The sequence below is a fragment of the Streptacidiphilus melanogenes genome, from assembly GCF_000787835.1.
In the GTDB taxonomy this organism is placed as follows: Bacteria; Actinomycetota; Actinomycetes; order Streptomycetales; family Streptomycetaceae; genus Streptacidiphilus; species Streptacidiphilus melanogenes.
The window spans coordinates 38,603-52,358 of record NZ_BBPP01000038.1 but is presented as its reverse complement, the minus strand read 5'-3'; the positions used below and the strand labels follow the sequence as shown (position 1 = coordinate 52,358).

General features: G+C 72.0%; 12 protein-coding genes. 4 read left to right on the top strand and 8 right to left on the bottom strand.

All coding sequences use genetic code 11. From position 1 onward, the window contains the following. Positions 1–10: 10 nt before the first annotated feature. Genes TR49_RS30370 through TR49_RS30355 form a run of 4 tightly spaced genes read right to left on the bottom strand, consistent with a single transcriptional unit; the run spans position 11 to position 5,579 of the window. Positions 11–1,900 carry a serine/threonine-protein kinase gene (locus tag TR49_RS30370; RefSeq protein ID WP_052434761.1) on the bottom strand — a complete coding sequence of 630 codons (1,890 nt, stop codon included), beginning with the start codon at positions 1,898–1,900 and terminating at the stop codon, positions 11–13. A gap of 40 nt (positions 1,901–1,940) precedes the next feature. After that, a complete protein-coding gene (locus TR49_RS30365; protein WP_084725603.1) occupies positions 1,941–2,339 on the bottom strand; it encodes a PPOX class F420-dependent oxidoreductase in 399 nt (132 codons plus the stop codon). 55 nt (positions 2,340–2,394) lie between these two features. Continuing rightward, the gene (gene hemW / locus TR49_RS30360; protein ID WP_042387233.1) at positions 2,395–3,624 is read right to left on the bottom strand and encodes a radical SAM family heme chaperone HemW; all 1,230 of its coding nucleotides are present in this window, start codon (positions 3,622–3,624) and stop codon (positions 2,395–2,397) included. A 38-nt stretch (positions 3,625–3,662) separates the two neighbouring features. Next, entirely contained in the window at positions 3,663–5,579 is a 1,917-nt protein-coding gene (locus TR49_RS30355; protein WP_236653593.1) for an AMP-dependent synthetase/ligase, read from the bottom strand. 367 nt (positions 5,580–5,946) lie between these two features. On the opposite strand from TR49_RS30355, the gene TR49_RS30350 reads away from it, so the two are divergent. Further along, positions 5,947–7,680: an ABC transporter ATP-binding protein gene (locus TR49_RS30350; RefSeq protein ID WP_042387232.1), complete on the top strand. Its 1,734-nt coding sequence runs from the start codon at positions 5,947–5,949 to the stop codon at positions 7,678–7,680. Continuing rightward, positions 7,677–9,641, top strand: coding sequence for an ABC transporter ATP-binding protein (locus tag TR49_RS30345; RefSeq protein ID WP_042387231.1), 1,965 nt, complete (start codon positions 7,677–7,679; stop codon positions 9,639–9,641). Before TR49_RS30350 ends, TR49_RS30345 begins: the two co-directional genes overlap by 4 nt. A 63-nt stretch (positions 9,642–9,704) precedes the next feature. On the opposite strand, the gene TR49_RS30340 is transcribed toward TR49_RS30345, so the two are convergent. Together TR49_RS30340 and TR49_RS30335 are read right to left on the bottom strand one after the other, a co-directional pair. Next, positions 9,705–9,896 carry a hypothetical protein gene (locus tag TR49_RS30340; protein WP_042387230.1) on the bottom strand — a complete coding sequence of 64 codons (192 nt, stop codon included), beginning with the start codon at positions 9,894–9,896 and terminating at the stop codon, positions 9,705–9,707. A 9-nt stretch (positions 9,897–9,905) separates the two neighbouring features. Next, entirely contained in the window at positions 9,906–10,334 is a 429-nt protein-coding gene (locus tag TR49_RS30335; RefSeq protein WP_042387228.1) for a GNAT family N-acetyltransferase, read from the bottom strand. A 203-nt stretch (positions 10,335–10,537) separates the two neighbouring features. Between TR49_RS30335 and TR49_RS30330 the strand changes: the two genes are divergently transcribed. Then, a complete protein-coding gene (locus tag TR49_RS30330) occupies positions 10,538–11,374 on the top strand; it encodes a lysozyme (RefSeq protein WP_042387226.1) in 837 nt (278 codons plus the stop codon). Here the strand turns inward: TR49_RS30330 and TR49_RS30325 are convergent, their stop codons facing one another. After that, positions 11,375–12,184 (bottom strand): helix-turn-helix domain-containing protein, encoded by an 810-nt coding sequence (locus TR49_RS30325; protein ID WP_042387225.1) that lies wholly within the window; start codon positions 12,182–12,184, stop codon positions 11,375–11,377. A 130-nt stretch (positions 12,185–12,314) separates the two neighbouring features. On the opposite strand from TR49_RS30325, the gene TR49_RS30320 reads away from it, so the two are divergent. After that, positions 12,315–12,920: a TIGR03086 family metal-binding protein gene (locus TR49_RS30320; RefSeq protein WP_042387278.1), complete on the top strand. Its 606-nt coding sequence runs from the start codon at positions 12,315–12,317 to the stop codon at positions 12,918–12,920. Here the strand turns inward: TR49_RS30320 and TR49_RS30315 are convergent. After that, positions 12,917–13,756, bottom strand: an 840-nt coding sequence (locus TR49_RS30315) for a peptidoglycan-binding domain-containing protein (protein ID WP_236653592.1), incomplete at its 5' end; no start/stop codon positions are given. The genes TR49_RS30320 and TR49_RS30315 overlap by 4 nt on opposite strands.

The window sequence follows — 13,756 nt, the reverse complement described above, 5'->3', positions numbered from 1 at the left end:
CCAATCCGCTTCAGGAGCCGAAGGGGTAGGTGCGCTGCACGACGCCCTTGGTGTCGGCGGTGAGGTAGCCGCTCCCGCCGTTGGCGTCGGAGAGATAGACGGCGATGACGGGCGTGCCGTCGAACATGTCCGGCTCGACGATGAGATAACGGCTCGTCGCGTTCGGCACCTTGAGCGTGTCCTGCGCCTTGCGCAGCAGTGCCGGGACCACGTTCCAGTCGTAGACCCCCAGGTCGACCTGCTTCTCGTCGACGGCCACGCCGCCGGTCAGGCGGGTCACATGGCCGCCGCTGTACTCGATCTCGTCGAACTCCCGGCCGCCCGCGGTGGGCACCTGGGCGACCACGTAGCCCGAATAGACGACGAGTTGGAAGACCTTGTCACCGGGGATCATCGGCCGCATGGCCGCGACGGCGTGGCGCAGGCCGGCGGGGGTCAGCAGGTCGGCTCCCGAGGGTCCGGCATCGGCCGGCCCGGTCGGCGCGGTACCGGTCGGCGCCGTGGCGGACGACGTGTGGGAGGCGGTGAGCCCGGAGGGGCTGCCGCCGTTCCCCGCCGCGAGGCCGGAGCCGAGCAGGCCCCAGGCGAGCGTGCCGCCCGCGGCGAGCACCACGACGCCCATGACGGCGGCCATGGGCGCACGTCGCCGAGGTCTGGCGACGGCGCCTGTCTGCGCCGTTCCGAACGGCACCGTGCCGTAGGGCGTCGTGCCGAACGGCGGAGCAAGGGGTGGTGTCGTGCCCAAGGGCGGTGTGCCGTAGGGGGTGGTCCCGAGCGGCGGGGTGCCGAACGGCAGCGCGTCGGACGGGGGCGTGCCGAACGGCGGTGTGCCCGGCGACGGTATGCCCGGCGACGGGCTTCCCAGAGGCGGTGTGCCCAGAGACGGCGTGCCCAGAGGCGGCATGCCCGGCGGCTGCGGCGGAGCGAAGCCGCCGAGGCCCTCGGGCACACGGTCCGCGGGGGCGGCGGGAGCCCCTGACAGGACGCGGGTGCCGCCGTCCGACGCCCGGTCGGCCGACGGTGCCGCCCAGGCCTGCGTCTGGTTCCCGACCTCGACTCCGGCCTCCGCCTCGGCCAAGGCGCGGTCGGCCTGGTCGGCGTCCGGGCGCAACGCAGGGTCTCTCGACAGCAGCGCCATCAGCAGCGGGCCGAGACGGCCCGCGCGCGTCGGGGGCGGCAGCGGCTCGTCCAGCACGGCCGCGAGGGTGGCCAGCGCGGTGCTGCGGCGCAGCGGGTGGCGGCCCTCGACGGCGACGTAGAGCAGCATGCCCAGGGACCACAGGTCCGAGGAGGGGTCGCCCTCCCGGCCGCGGATCCGCTCGGGCGCGATGTACTCGGGCGATCCCACCAGCGAGCCGGTCCTGGTCAGGCCGGTGGCGTCGTCGAACGCGGCGATCCCGAAGTCCGTCAGGACCGGTGTGCCGTCGGGGCGCAGCAGCACGTTGCCCGGCTTGACGTCGCGGTGCATGATCCCGGCCGCATGCGCGGCCCGCAGGGCCGACAGCAGGCCCCGGCCGATCCGGGCGGCCTCCGTCGCGGAGAGCGGCGAGCGGTCCAGCCGGTCGCCGAGGCTCCCGCCGGTGACCAGCTCCATGACCAGCCACGGGTGCGGGTACTCGGCGCTGTCGACGATGTGGTGGATCACCGCCACGTTCGGGTGGTGCAGCCGGGCCAGTGCCCGGGCCTCGCGCAGCACCCGCTCGCGCAGCTCCGCAGCCGCCGTCGGATCGGCGGCGTCCAGGGCCGGGTCGCCCGAGCGCACCTCCTTCAGCGCCACCTCGCGCTCCAGCGCGATGTCGCGGGCGCGCCAGACCAGCCCCATGCCCCCGCCGCCCAGCCGCTCCAGCAGCTCGAAGCGACCGTCGATCAGCCGAGTCGGCGGCTGTCCCCCCGTGTCCATGGCGGACATCGTAGAAGACCCGGGCGACAGGTCAGGACCGTCAGAAGTCGATCTCCACGGTGGCGATCGGGTGCCGGCGCCGACGGCCCGTCAACCTCGACCACCAGTCGCCCAGTCGGAACATCAGGTACTTGCGCCCCATCAGGCGGCGCACCTTCTCGGTGCCCTCGGCGTCGAGGAGCCGCCCGGTGCCCTCGGCCTCGGCCGCGCCCGGCGCGATCCGGCCGCGCACGTCGCAGACGACGACCTTGACCGCGCCGCTCCGGCGAAGGCGCTTGACCTTGCCGCTGCCGGCCTCGGTCCAGACGTAGAGCCGACCGTCGTCCATGGCGTGCCAGACCGGGGTGGCCACCGGCGTGCCGTCCTTCCGGTACGTGGTGAGGCTGACGTAGCGCGCGCGGGTCAGCGCGTCGAGGACGCTCGGGGTGAGTGGGGTCACCCGGCAGACGCTACCGCGCCGCGGCCCCGCCGACCCACGGCCCCGCCGATACCGGTCAGTCGACCAGGTCCCGGACCACCGCGTCCGCGAGCAGGCGTCCGCGCAGCGTCAGCACGGCCCGGCCCGCCGCGAACGGCCCGGCCTCCAGCAGTCCGTCCGCGAGCGCCCGGTCGGCCGCCTTGCGACCGGCCTCGCGCAGCAGGTCCAGCGGGCAGCCCTCGGAGAGGCGGAGCTCCAGCAGGACGCGCTCGACGCGGCGGTCCTCGTCCTCCAGCCGTTCGCGGCCCTGGGCCGGGGTCGCGCCCGCCTCCAGCGCCTGCGCGTACGCCGCCGGGTGCTTGCGGTTCCACCAGCGCACGCCGCCGACGTGGCTGTGCGCGCCGGGGCCCGCACCCCACCAGTCGGCGCCGGTCCAGTACAGCTCGTTGTGGCGGCAGCGCGCGGCGTCCGAGGTCGCCCAGTTGGAGACCTCGTACCACTCCATGCCCGCCGCGCGGAGCCGCTCCTCCGCGATGAGGTAACGGTCGGCGTGGACGTCGTCGTCGGTCATCGGGATCTCGCCACGGCGGATGCGGGCGGCCAGCTTGGTGCCCTCCTCGACGATGAGGGCGTAGGCGCTGACGTGGTCCGGCTCGGCGGCCAGGGCCGCGTCCAGCGAGGCGCGCCAGTCGTCGTCGGACTCGCCCGGGGTGCCGTAGATCAGGTCGAGGTTGACGTGCTCGAAGCCCGCGGCGCGCGCCTCGGCGACGCAGGCCTGCGGGCGGCCCGGGGTGTGGTGGCGGTCGAGCAGCTGCAGCACGTGCGGGCGCACGCTCTGCATGCCGAAGCTGAGGCGGGTGAACCCGCCCTCGCGCAGTTCGCTCAGGTAGGCCGGGTCGACGGACTCCGGGTTGGCCTCCGTCGTGACCTCCGCGCCCGCCGCGAGGCCGAACTCGTCGCGGATCGCGGCCAGCATCCGCACCAGGTCGCGGGCGGGCAGCAGCGTCGGCGTCCCGCCGCCGAGGAAGACCGTCGTAACCGGCAGGTCCGCGTCTCCGAGGACCCGCCGCGCGAGGCGGATCTCGGCGATCAGGTGGTCGGCGTAGGTGTCCTGCGACGCGACGGCGCCGGAGGAGCGCAGCTCGGTGGCGGTGTAGGTGTTGAAGTCGCAGTACCCGCAGCGGGTGGCGCAGTACGGGACGTGGACGTAGAAGCCGAAGGGGCGCGCGCCCAGCCCGGCGAGGGCGGTCTCGGGCAGCGCGCCGTCGGCGGGGACGGCTTCGCCGTCGGGCAGAGCGGAGGGCATACCGCCTATTGTCCGGTACGCCCTGACCGCTCCGGAAACTACGCCTCCCGTGCGCCCGCGTACATCGCCTCGATCAGCTCGGCGTTCTCCCGCTCGACGACCGGGCGCTTGACCTTGAGGCTCGGGGTGAGCTCGCCGTGCTCGACGTCGAGGTCGCGGGGCAGGACGGTGAACTTCTTGACCGTCTGCCAGCGCTGCAGCCCGCCGTTGAGCTGGTCGACGAAGCCGGAGATGAGCTGGTGCGTCTCGGCGGAGGTGCAGACATCGGCGTAGTCCTTGCCGGCCTGACCGTTGCTGCCGGCCCACTGCATGATGGCCGGCTCGTCCAGGGTGATCAGCGCGGTGCAGAAGTTGCGGCCGTTGCCGATGACCAGGATGTTGCTGACGAACGGGCAGACCGCCTTGAAGCGGCCCTCGACCTCGCTCGGGGCGACGTACTTGCCGCCGGAGGTCTTGAACATGTCCTTCTTGCGGTCGGTGATCCGCAGGAAGCCGTCGTTGTCGAGCTCGCCGATGTCGCCGGTGTGGAACCAGCCGTCGGCCTCCAGCACCTCGGCGGTCTTCTCGGGCTGGTTGTGGTAGCCCTGCATGACGCCGGGGCCGCGCAGCAGGATCTCGCCGTCCTCGGCGATGCGGACCTCGGTGCCGGGCAGCGGGCGGCCGACGGTGCCGACGCGGTAGCTCTCGCCCGGGTTGACCGTGGAGCCCGCCGAGGTCTCGCTCAGGCCGTAGCCCTCGAGGATGTGGACGCCCGCGCCGGAGAAGAAGTAGTTGATGTCCGGGGCCAGCGCCGCCGACCCGGACACGCACGCCCGCAGCCGTCCGCCGAAGGCCGCGCGGATCTTGGCGAAGACGAGCTTGTCCGCGACCGCGTGCTTGAGCTGGAGCGGGAACGGGACGGTCCGCGAACCCGTCGTGATCTCGTTCTTCTGCGCCGTCTCGGCGTACTCGCGGGCGACGCCGGCCGCCCACATGAAGATCTTGTACTTGGCGCCGCCCTCGGCCCGGGCCCGGCCGGCGATGCCGTTGTAGACCTTCTCGAAGATGCGCGGCGCGGCGGCCATGTAGGTCGGCTGGACCAGCGGCAGGTTGGTGATGATCTTGTCGATCCGGCCGTCGACCGCGATGACCGAGCCCTGCTGGATGTGACCGGAGGTCAGCGTCTTGCCGAAGACGTGGGACAGCGGCAGCCACAGGTACTGCACGTCGGTGTCGTCGGTCAGCCCGAGGGAGGTCTGCGCGGCGGCCTGGTAGGCCCAGCAGTCGTGGAGCAGGCGGACGCCCTTGGGGCGGCCGGTGGTGCCGGAGGTGTAGATGAGGGTGGCCAGCTGCTCGCGCTTGAGGGAGGCGACGGTCACGGCGACCGCGTCGGCGTGCTCCTTCAGGTGGGCGACGCCGCGCTCCTCCAGCTCGGCGAGCGAGAGCACCTGGACGCCGTCCGGCTCCGCGCCCGGCTCCGGCTTGCTGCCGTCGACGGTGATCACGACCCGGACCTCCGGCGCCTCGCCGAGCACACCGAGCACCTTGACCAGCTGCTTGCGGTCCTCGACGAAGATCGCGCGGCTGCCGGAGTCGGAGAGGATGAACGCGGTCTCCTCGCCGTTGGTGCTGGGGTAGACGGCGGTGACGGCCGCGCCCGCGCACATGATGCCGAGGTCGATCAGGATCCACTCGATCCGCGTCGAGCAGGAGATCCCGACGCGCTCCTCCGGGACGACGCCGAGGCTCATCAGACCGGCCGCGATGTCCTGGACCCGCTCGGCCGCCTGTCCCCAGGTCATGGAACGCCACTGCTCGGCGCCGGGCGTGCCGTCGGCGGCGTGCTCGTCGACCGGCACGGGGTAGCGGTAGGCCACCCGGTCGGGGGTGGAGGCGACACGGGCGAGGAAAAGCTGCGCCACGGACTCCGGGCGATTGTCCAGCAGGGGCTCGGCGACGAGCGGCTTCAAGCTCACGGCTACCTCCGGTGCCCGGACGGCCGGTGTGGGGCGGCCGAGGGGCGAAAAGCGGTGCGGACGGCGGGGCTGACTGCGGGGGTGGGTGACGGCGGACTGCGGTGCGGGCAGACTGCGGGCGTCACTTCCGACCCACTGTTTAACTCACGAGTAACCAGCGGGCAACGATCAGCGTAGGACGTTAGGGGCTCGGGCGTAAGAGGGAGAAGGTGAGGGCGCTCACACAACTTGCCGGTCGGCAGGTAAGCTCCATACCATGGCGCGCCTCCAAATGGATGGCCCGCGCCCCCGCAACCGGGTACGGTGTACGCAGATACCTTCACCATCCTTCGCCCACCAGCTCCTCTCCTCCTCTGAGAGATCCGTTGTGCTGATCCGACTCCTGCGCGCCCATCTGAGGCCGTATTCCAGGCCGATCACCCTGCTGGTCCTGCTCCAGCTGGTCCAGACGATCGCGACCCTCTACCTTCCCACCCTCAACGCCGACATCATCGACAACGGCGTCATCAAGGGCGATTCCGGCTACATCCTCGCGACCGGCGGGATCATGATCGGCGTCTCGCTGGCCCAGGTGGTCTGCTCCGTCGGCGCCGTGTACTTCGGCGCTCGGACCGCCATGGCGCTGGGCCGGGACGTCAGGGCCTCCGTCTTCACCCGGGTCCAGTCCTTCTCCGTGCGCGAGGTCGGGCAGTTCGGCGCCCCCTCCCTGATCACCCGCAGCACCAACGACGTGCAGCAGGTGCAGATGCTGGTGCTGATGACCTTCACCCTGATGGTCTCCGCGCCGATCATGTGCGTCGGCGGCATCATCCTGGCGCTCAACCAGGACGTGCCGCTCTCCAGCCTGCTGGTCGTCATCGTGCCGATCCTGGGCGTCATCATCGGCTTCACCGTCAGCCGGATGCGCCCGCTGTTCCGCTCCATGCAGGAGCGCATCGACACCGTCAACCGCGTGCTGCGCGAGCAGATCAGCGGCCTGCGCGTGATCCGCGCCTTCGTCAAGGACACCCACGAGCGCGACCGCTTCCGCTCCGCCAACGACGACCTGACCGATGTGGGCCTGCGCGTCGGCCGGCTGATGGCGCTGATGTTCCCGCTGGTCATGCTGGTGGTCAACCTCTCCAGCGTCGCCGTCATCTGGTTCGGCGCGCACCGGATCGACTCCGGCGGCATGCAGATCGGCGCGCTGACGGCGTTCCTCAGCTACCTGATGCAGATCCTGATGTCGGTCATGATGGCCACCTTCATGTTCATGATGGTGCCGCGCGCCGAGGTCTGCGCCGAGCGCATCCAGGAGGTGCTCGGCACCGACACCACCGTCGCCCCGCCGTCCACCCCGGTCCGCGAGCTGTCCGCCCGCGGCTTCCTCGAGGTCCGCGGCGCCGAGTTCCGCTACCCGGGCGCCGAGGCGGCCGTGCTGCGCGACATCTCCTTCACCGCCCGGCCCGGCGAGACCACCGCGATCATCGGCTCGACCGGCTCCGGCAAGACCACGCTGATCAACCTGATCCCGCGGCTCTCCGACGTCACCGACGGCTCCGTGCTGGTCGACGGCGTCGACGTGCGCGACCTCGACGAGGCGGTGCTGTCCAAGTCCATCGGCCTCGTCCCGCAGAAGCCCTACCTGTTCAGCGGCAGCGTCGCCTCCAACCTCCGCTACGGCAACCCCGACGCGACGGACGAGGAGTTGTGGGCGGCCCTTGCGACCGCGCAGGCCAAGGACTTCGTCTCGACGTTCACCGAGGGCCTGGACGCGCCGATCGCGCAGGGCGGCACCAACGTCTCCGGCGGCCAGCGCCAGCGCCTGGCCATCGCCCGCGCCCTGGTGCGCAAGCCCGAGGTCTACCTCTTCGACGACTCCTTCTCCGCGCTCGACTACGCGACCGACGCGCGGCTGCGCGCCGCGCTGGAGCAGGAGACGCAGGACTCGACGGTGGTCATCGTCGCGCAGCGCGTCTCCACGATCCGCAACGCGGACCGGATCATCGTTCTCGACGAGGGCCAGATCGTCGGCGAGGGCACCCACCGTGAACTGATGGACGACAACGAGACGTACCGAGAGATCGTGCTGTCTCAGCTCACCGAGGAGGAGGCGGCATGAGCTCCGGCGGCGACGAAGCGAAGGCGGCGGCCAAGCGCCGTCCCGGGGCCGCGACGGGCCCCGCCCGCTGGATGGGCGGCGGCCAGCCCGCCGAGAAGTCGATGGACTTCAAGGCGTCCGGCAAGCGGCTGCTGGGCCGGCTGCGGCCCGAACGCCCGCTGATCATCGGCGTGCTGGCGCTGGCCACGGTCAGCGTCGCGCTCTCGGTCATCGGCCCCAAGGTGCTCGGTCACGCGACCGACCTGATCCTGGGCGGCGTCTTCGGCAAGAAGATCCCCGCAGGGACCAACCCGGCGGCCCTGAACGCGCACCTGAACCACCAGCAGCAGCAGATGCTGTCGTCGATCCACTTCACTCCCGGCAAGGGGATCGACTTCGGCGCGGTGGGCACCGTGCTGCTCTGGGTCGCGCTGATCTACCTGTTCGCCGGCCTGTGCGGCATCGTCCAGGCGCGCCTGGCCAACGTGGCCGTCCAGCGCGCCGCGAACCGTCTGCGCGCGGACGTCGAGGACAAGCTGGCCCGGCTGCCGCTCAGCTACTACGACAAGCAGCCGCGCGGCGAGGTGCTGAGCCGGGTCACCAACGACATCGACAACATCGCGCAGACGCTGCAGCAGACCATGTCGCAGATCATCACCTCGCTGCTGATGGTCGTCGGCGTGCTGACGATGATGTTCTACATCTCCTGGATCCTGGCCCTGATCGCGCTGGTCTCCATCCCCGCCTCGGCGGTGCTGGCGGCCAAGGTCGGCAAGCGGGCGCAGCCGCAGTTCGTGCAGCAGTGGAAGTCCACCGGCAAGCTGAACGCGCACATCGAGGAGATGTACACCGGCCACTCGCTGGTCAAGGTCTTCGGCCACCAGAAGGAGGCCGTCGAGCAGTTCCACGCGGAGAACGAGAAGCTCTACCAGTCCAGCTTCAAGGCGCAGTTCATCTCGGGTCTGATCCAGCCGTCGATGATGTTCATCGGCAACCTGAACTACGTCATCGTGGCGGTCGTGGGCGGTCTGCGGGTCGCCTCGGGCGCGCTGTCGATCGGTGACGTGCAGGCGTTCATCCAGTACTCGCGCCAGTTCAGCCAGCCGCTGACCCAGGTCGCGGCGATGGCCAACCTGGTGCAGTCCGGCGTGGCCTCGGCCGAGCGCGTCTTCGAGCTGCTGGACGCGGACGAGCAGTCGCCCGAGCCCGAGCAGCCGGCGCGTCCGGACGTGGTGCGCGGGCGGGTCGAGTTCGAGCACGTCGCGTTCCGCTACGACCCGGAGAAGCCGCTCATCGAGGACCTGTCGCTGCTGGCCGATCCCGGCCACACCGTGGCCATCGTCGGTCCGACCGGTGCCGGCAAGACCACGCTGGTCAACCTGCTGATGCGGTTCTACGAGCCGACGGGCGGCCGGATCACGCTGGACGGCGTCGACGTGGCCGGGATGAACCGCGAGGAACTGCGCGGGAACATCGGCATGGTGCTCCAGGACACCTGGCTGTTCGGCGGCTCCATCGCCGACAACATCGCCTACGGGTCCGCGGGAGCGACGCGCGAGCAGATCGTCGCGGCGGCCAAGGCCGCCCACGTCGACCGCTTCGTGCGCACCCTGCCGGACGGCTACGACACCGTCATCGACGACGAGGGCACCGGCGTCAGCGCGGGCGAGAAGCAGCTGATCACCATCGCGCGGGCATTCCTGGCCGAGCCGTCGATCCTCGTCCTGGACGAGGCGACCAGCTCCGTCGACACCCGTACCGAGGTGCTGATCCAGCGCGCCATGGCCAAGCTCCGTTCGGGCCGCACGGCGTTCGTCATCGCCCACCGCCTCTCCACGATCCGCGACGCGGACACCATCCTGGTGATGGAGAACGGCGCGATCGTCGAACAGGGCGACCACGCCTCGCTGCTGGACCAGGACGGCGCCTACGCCCGGCTCTACAAGGCCCAGTTCGCCCAGGCGGTCGCCGAGGTCGACTGAGCCCCCGCCCCACTCCGAAGGCCGGTGCCGACTCCCCTCCGGGGGCGGACGCCGGCCTTCGGCCTACCCGCTCGCGCTCGCCGGGGCAGCCTTCGGGCTGGGCGCGGACGCGGGCCCCGGTGCGTGGTGGCCGCCGTGCGCAAGCACGAACGCGAGCGCCGCAGCGGTGATCAGCAGTCCGCCCGCGCCGGCCAGCCGTGGGTCCAGCAGCGGATTGCGCCGTGCCTCGTCGTCCTCGTCCGATGCGCCTGCCACCGGCCCAGGTTAGGTGAGCTCCTTGAACATGTGAACGTCCTCGGCGCCGCCGGGGATGCCGAGCGTGCGGCCGGTCTCGCGATAGCCGTGGCGCTGGTAGAAGCCCGGGGCCTGGAAGGTGAACGAGGAGACGGCGGCCCGGTCGCAGCCGCGGCGACGGGCCTCCTCCTCGGCGGCGAGCAGAATCCGACTGCCCCAGCCGTCCTTGCGGCTGTCCTCGCGGACCCACAGCATCTCGATGCCGAGCAGTCCGCCCCACGTCCAGGCCGCCAGGCCGCCGACGATCTCCCCCGCGCCGTCCACGACCTTGACGGAGAGTCGACCCTGGTCGGCCGCCGTGGTGCCGGTCGCCGGGAAGTTGACCTCGTCGAGGCCGGCGGAGAGCCGCGCGGCGAGCTCCGGGTCGCCGTCGCCGACGGTCAGATGATCACTCTGCATGCGACCGAGTCTGGCACACGCGGGGCTCCGGGTGCGGCCCTGGAAGAGTTCATCGCAAGTCCATGAAAACTCTTTCCCGATCCGGGTCTACATGCGTAGCATGCCTGTGGCATGGCTGGGACAAGAAGCTTTCCGGCCGTCAGTTCAGCGTTCTCGCAAGCCCTTTGCCGTCCAGCACGAGGACAACACGGAGGCGCGACGCAATGAACTCCCTTTCTCTCCCCCACAGACTCACCGCCGCCGCGACCCTGTTCGCGGCGCTCGGCCTGGCGGCCGCGATCCCCGTCGCGCCCGCGCACGCGGACCCCGCGCAGGCCGCGGCCGCCAAACTGCCGCGCGGCGACGCCTACATGGGCATCGGCGTCCGCTCGCACGGGGGCGGCGGAGCCGGTGGGAGCGTCCAGCCGATGGTCACGCAGACCGAAGGCGTGGACGTCTCCAGCTACCAGGGCACGGTGAACTGGACGACGCTGTGGAACAGCGGCGTCCGCTGGGCCTACACCAAGGCCACCGAAGGCACCTACTACACCAACCCCGACTTCGCGCAGCAGTACAACGGCCCCTACAACGTCGGCATGATCCGCGCCGCCTACCACTTCGCCACCCCGGACACGACCTCGGGCACGGTCCAGGCGGACTACTTCGTCAACCACGGCGGCGGCTGGTCCGCCGACGGCAAGACCCTGCCGGGCGTCCTGGACATCGAATGGGACCCCTACGGCGCCGCCTGCTACGGCCTGTCGCAGAGTGCGATGGTCAACTGGATCTCGAGCTTCCTGGGCGAGTACCACGCCCGCACCGGCCGCTGGGCGGTGATCTACACCGCGACCTCCTGGTGGGTCCAGTGCACCGGCAACTACGGCGGGTTCGCGGCCAACGACCCGCTCTGGATCGCCAACTACAACGGCTCCCCCGGCACCCTCCCGGCCGGCTGGGGCTACTACACGATGTGGCAGTACACCGACTCCGGCCCCTACGTCGGCGACCACGACAAGTTCAACGGCGACGTCTCCCGCGTCCAGGCCCTCGCGCTGGGCTGATCAACGCTCCCCCCGGGAGTACCGGGACGGCGGCACGCCCACCACGGCCGTGAAGTCACGGGTCAGATGAGCCTGGTCGCTGTAGCCCAGATCGGCGGCGAGGGCCGCCCAGTCCACGGACCCGCTGTCGGCGCGCTGCGCCGCCTCGTGCAGACGAGCGCGGCGCAGCACCGCCTTCGGGCCCACCCCGACGTACTCGGCGAAGAGCCGCTGGAGCGTGCGCGGCGGGAGGTCGAACCGCGCCGCCACCTGCTCGACGCGGACCAGCGTGTGGTCGGCCGTCATCTCCCTCACGACGGCGGCGACCTGGGCCGCCTGCGGGTCCGGCGCGGCCGGCAGGCGGGCGGTCAGGAAGTCCTCGACCAGGGCCACCATCGCGTCCGTCTCCGCACCGGCCAGCACGCGCGGGCACAGCTCGTCCGCGTCGGGCCCGAAGACCGTCCCGGCGGGCAGCACCCGGTCGGTCAGCTCCTGGACCGGCCCGTCCGCGAAGGCCCGGAAGCCGCCCGGCAGGAAGCGGACCCCGTGCACCTGTCCCGCGTCGACGAGACGGCGGGTGTAGACGCCGCGGATCACCCCGTAGACCAGCGGCCCGGTCGGCTCGAAGACCAGGTGCACGTTCGGGTGGGAGAGCACCTGCGAGTCGTAGGGAGGGTGTCCGGTCACGTCCCAGCGGACGATCCAGTGGTACTCCACGTACGGCGCGAGCGCGGGCCCCGGCGGCGCGGTCGTGACCGTGAACCGGCTCGCGCCCTGCTCCGGGTGCAGCACGCCCCTGGGCGCCGTGCGGCCGCCGCCGTTCCGCTCCATGACCACCACCCTAGGCCCTGTCCGGCGGAACTCCTCGGGTCCGTCCGGGCCCGGAAGGCTCCGCCGGACAGGCCGGTGCGTGTCGCGTTTCTTCAAGACCGCGCCGCGTCCCGTCCGTACCGTCGTGGTCATGAACGACACGAACGACAGGAACGACCCGTCCGAGCTTCCCGAGCTGTACGGCGCGCTGCGCGCCTGCGCCGCCGAGACCGTCCGCGTGCTGCGGGGCATCGACCCGGCCGCCCTGGACGCGCCGACCCCCTCGGCCGAGTGGGACCTGCGCGCCGTCGTGAACCACCTGGTCCTGTGGACCGCCCACAACTTCGCCCTGCGTGCGGAGGGCGGCTCCGTCCCCGCCGAGTGGTACGAGCGCGACTTCACCGCGGACCCCGGCTGGGCCGAGGCCTACGCCCAGCAGGTCGACAAGGCCCTCGCGGCCTGGTCCGACCCGTCGGTCTGGGAGCGGGAGATGCCGATGGGCGACTCCGCCGTCCCTGCGGCGGCGATCGCCGGGATGATCCTGCTGGAGTTCGCCCTCCACGGCTGGGAGGCGGCGCAGGGCTCCGGCCAGACCTACACCCTGGACGACGCGACCGCCACGGCGGTGCTGGGCCAGGTCGAGCAGTGGGCGCAGATGTTCCGCGAGTACAGCGGCTTCGCCGACCCGATCGCCGTCCCGGCCGACGCCCCGCCCTTCACCCGCGCCCTGGCCCTGTCGGGGCGGGCACCGCGTTAGCAGTTGCTGCGGCTGCGCAGCACCGGCCAGGTCTGCGGGCCCACACCGCCGTCGGCGCTGAGGCCCATGCAGCTCTGGAACGCCTCCACGGCCTTCGCCGTGCCGTCGCCGAACTGCCCGTCGATGCCGCCGACCGGGCCGAGGATGGCCTGGTACTTGGAGCCGCGGTACCAGAGCAGGCACTGCACCTCCTTGTTCGCGGCGGTGTTGGCGTTGTTGGGGGCGTACTTGTCGGTCTCCGCGCTGCCGGAGTAGTAGGTGCAGTTCTGGAGCCAGGCCGGCGTGCTCGGCGGCGGCGGAGCTGACGTGTGCGGCGCGGCGGGCGTCGTCTGCGAGCCGGCCGGGGTGGTCTGGGACCCGGCCGGGCTGGTCGACGTCCCGCCGCCCGGCTTGGAGCTCGCCGAGGCGCCCGGACGGGTCCCCGACGCGCCGGCCGCCGACGCCGACGCGGAGGTGTCCGGCGCGCCGGCCGTCGCGGACGCCGCCGCCGAGGACGACGCGTGGGCGCTCGGAGCGCCCGACGTGCCGGACGCTCCCGGCGTGCCGTCCACGCCGGTGGTGCTGCCGCCCTGCTGCGCCGTCGTTTTGGTCGTGCCGGGCTTGCCGCCGCCGGTCAGGGCGATCGCCGTGCCCGCGATGGCGGCCACGGCGACGACCGCCGCGACGACCGTCAGCACGGCGCGGTTGCCGCGACGCCGCTCCTCCGGCTGCGCAGGCGCCGCGCTCGGAGCGACCGAGACGTAGGCGGGCTGCTGGTGGAACGCGGGCACGGGCGCGGGCTCCGGCACGGCGGGCACCGTCGGCGGCGTCGGACGCACGGGTCCCTGGGACGAGGG

Excerpts from the sequence above, each read along its gene's own strand:
- TR49_RS30345 (WP_042387231.1), top strand. The coding sequence starts at position 7,677 with ATGAGCTCCGGCGGCGACGAAGCGAAGGCGGCGGCCAAGCGCCGTCCC.
- hemW (WP_042387233.1), bottom strand. The coding sequence starts at position 3,624 with ATGCCCTCCGCTCTGCCCGACGGCGAAGCCGTCCCCGCCGACGGCGCG.
- TR49_RS30330 (WP_042387226.1), top strand. The coding sequence starts at position 10,538 with ATGAACTCCCTTTCTCTCCCCCACAGACTCACCGCCGCCGCGACCCTG.
- TR49_RS30370 (WP_052434761.1), bottom strand. The coding sequence starts at position 1,900 with ATGGACACGGGGGGACAGCCGCCGACTCGGCTGATCGACGGTCGCTTC.
- TR49_RS30320 (WP_042387278.1), top strand. The coding sequence starts at position 12,315 with ATGAACGACACGAACGACAGGAACGACCCGTCCGAGCTTCCCGAGCTG.
- TR49_RS30335 (WP_042387228.1), bottom strand. The coding sequence starts at position 10,334 with ATGCAGAGTGATCATCTGACCGTCGGCGACGGCGACCCGGAGCTCGCC.
- TR49_RS30325 (WP_042387225.1), bottom strand. The coding sequence starts at position 12,184 with ATGGAGCGGAACGGCGGCGGCCGCACGGCGCCCAGGGGCGTGCTGCAC.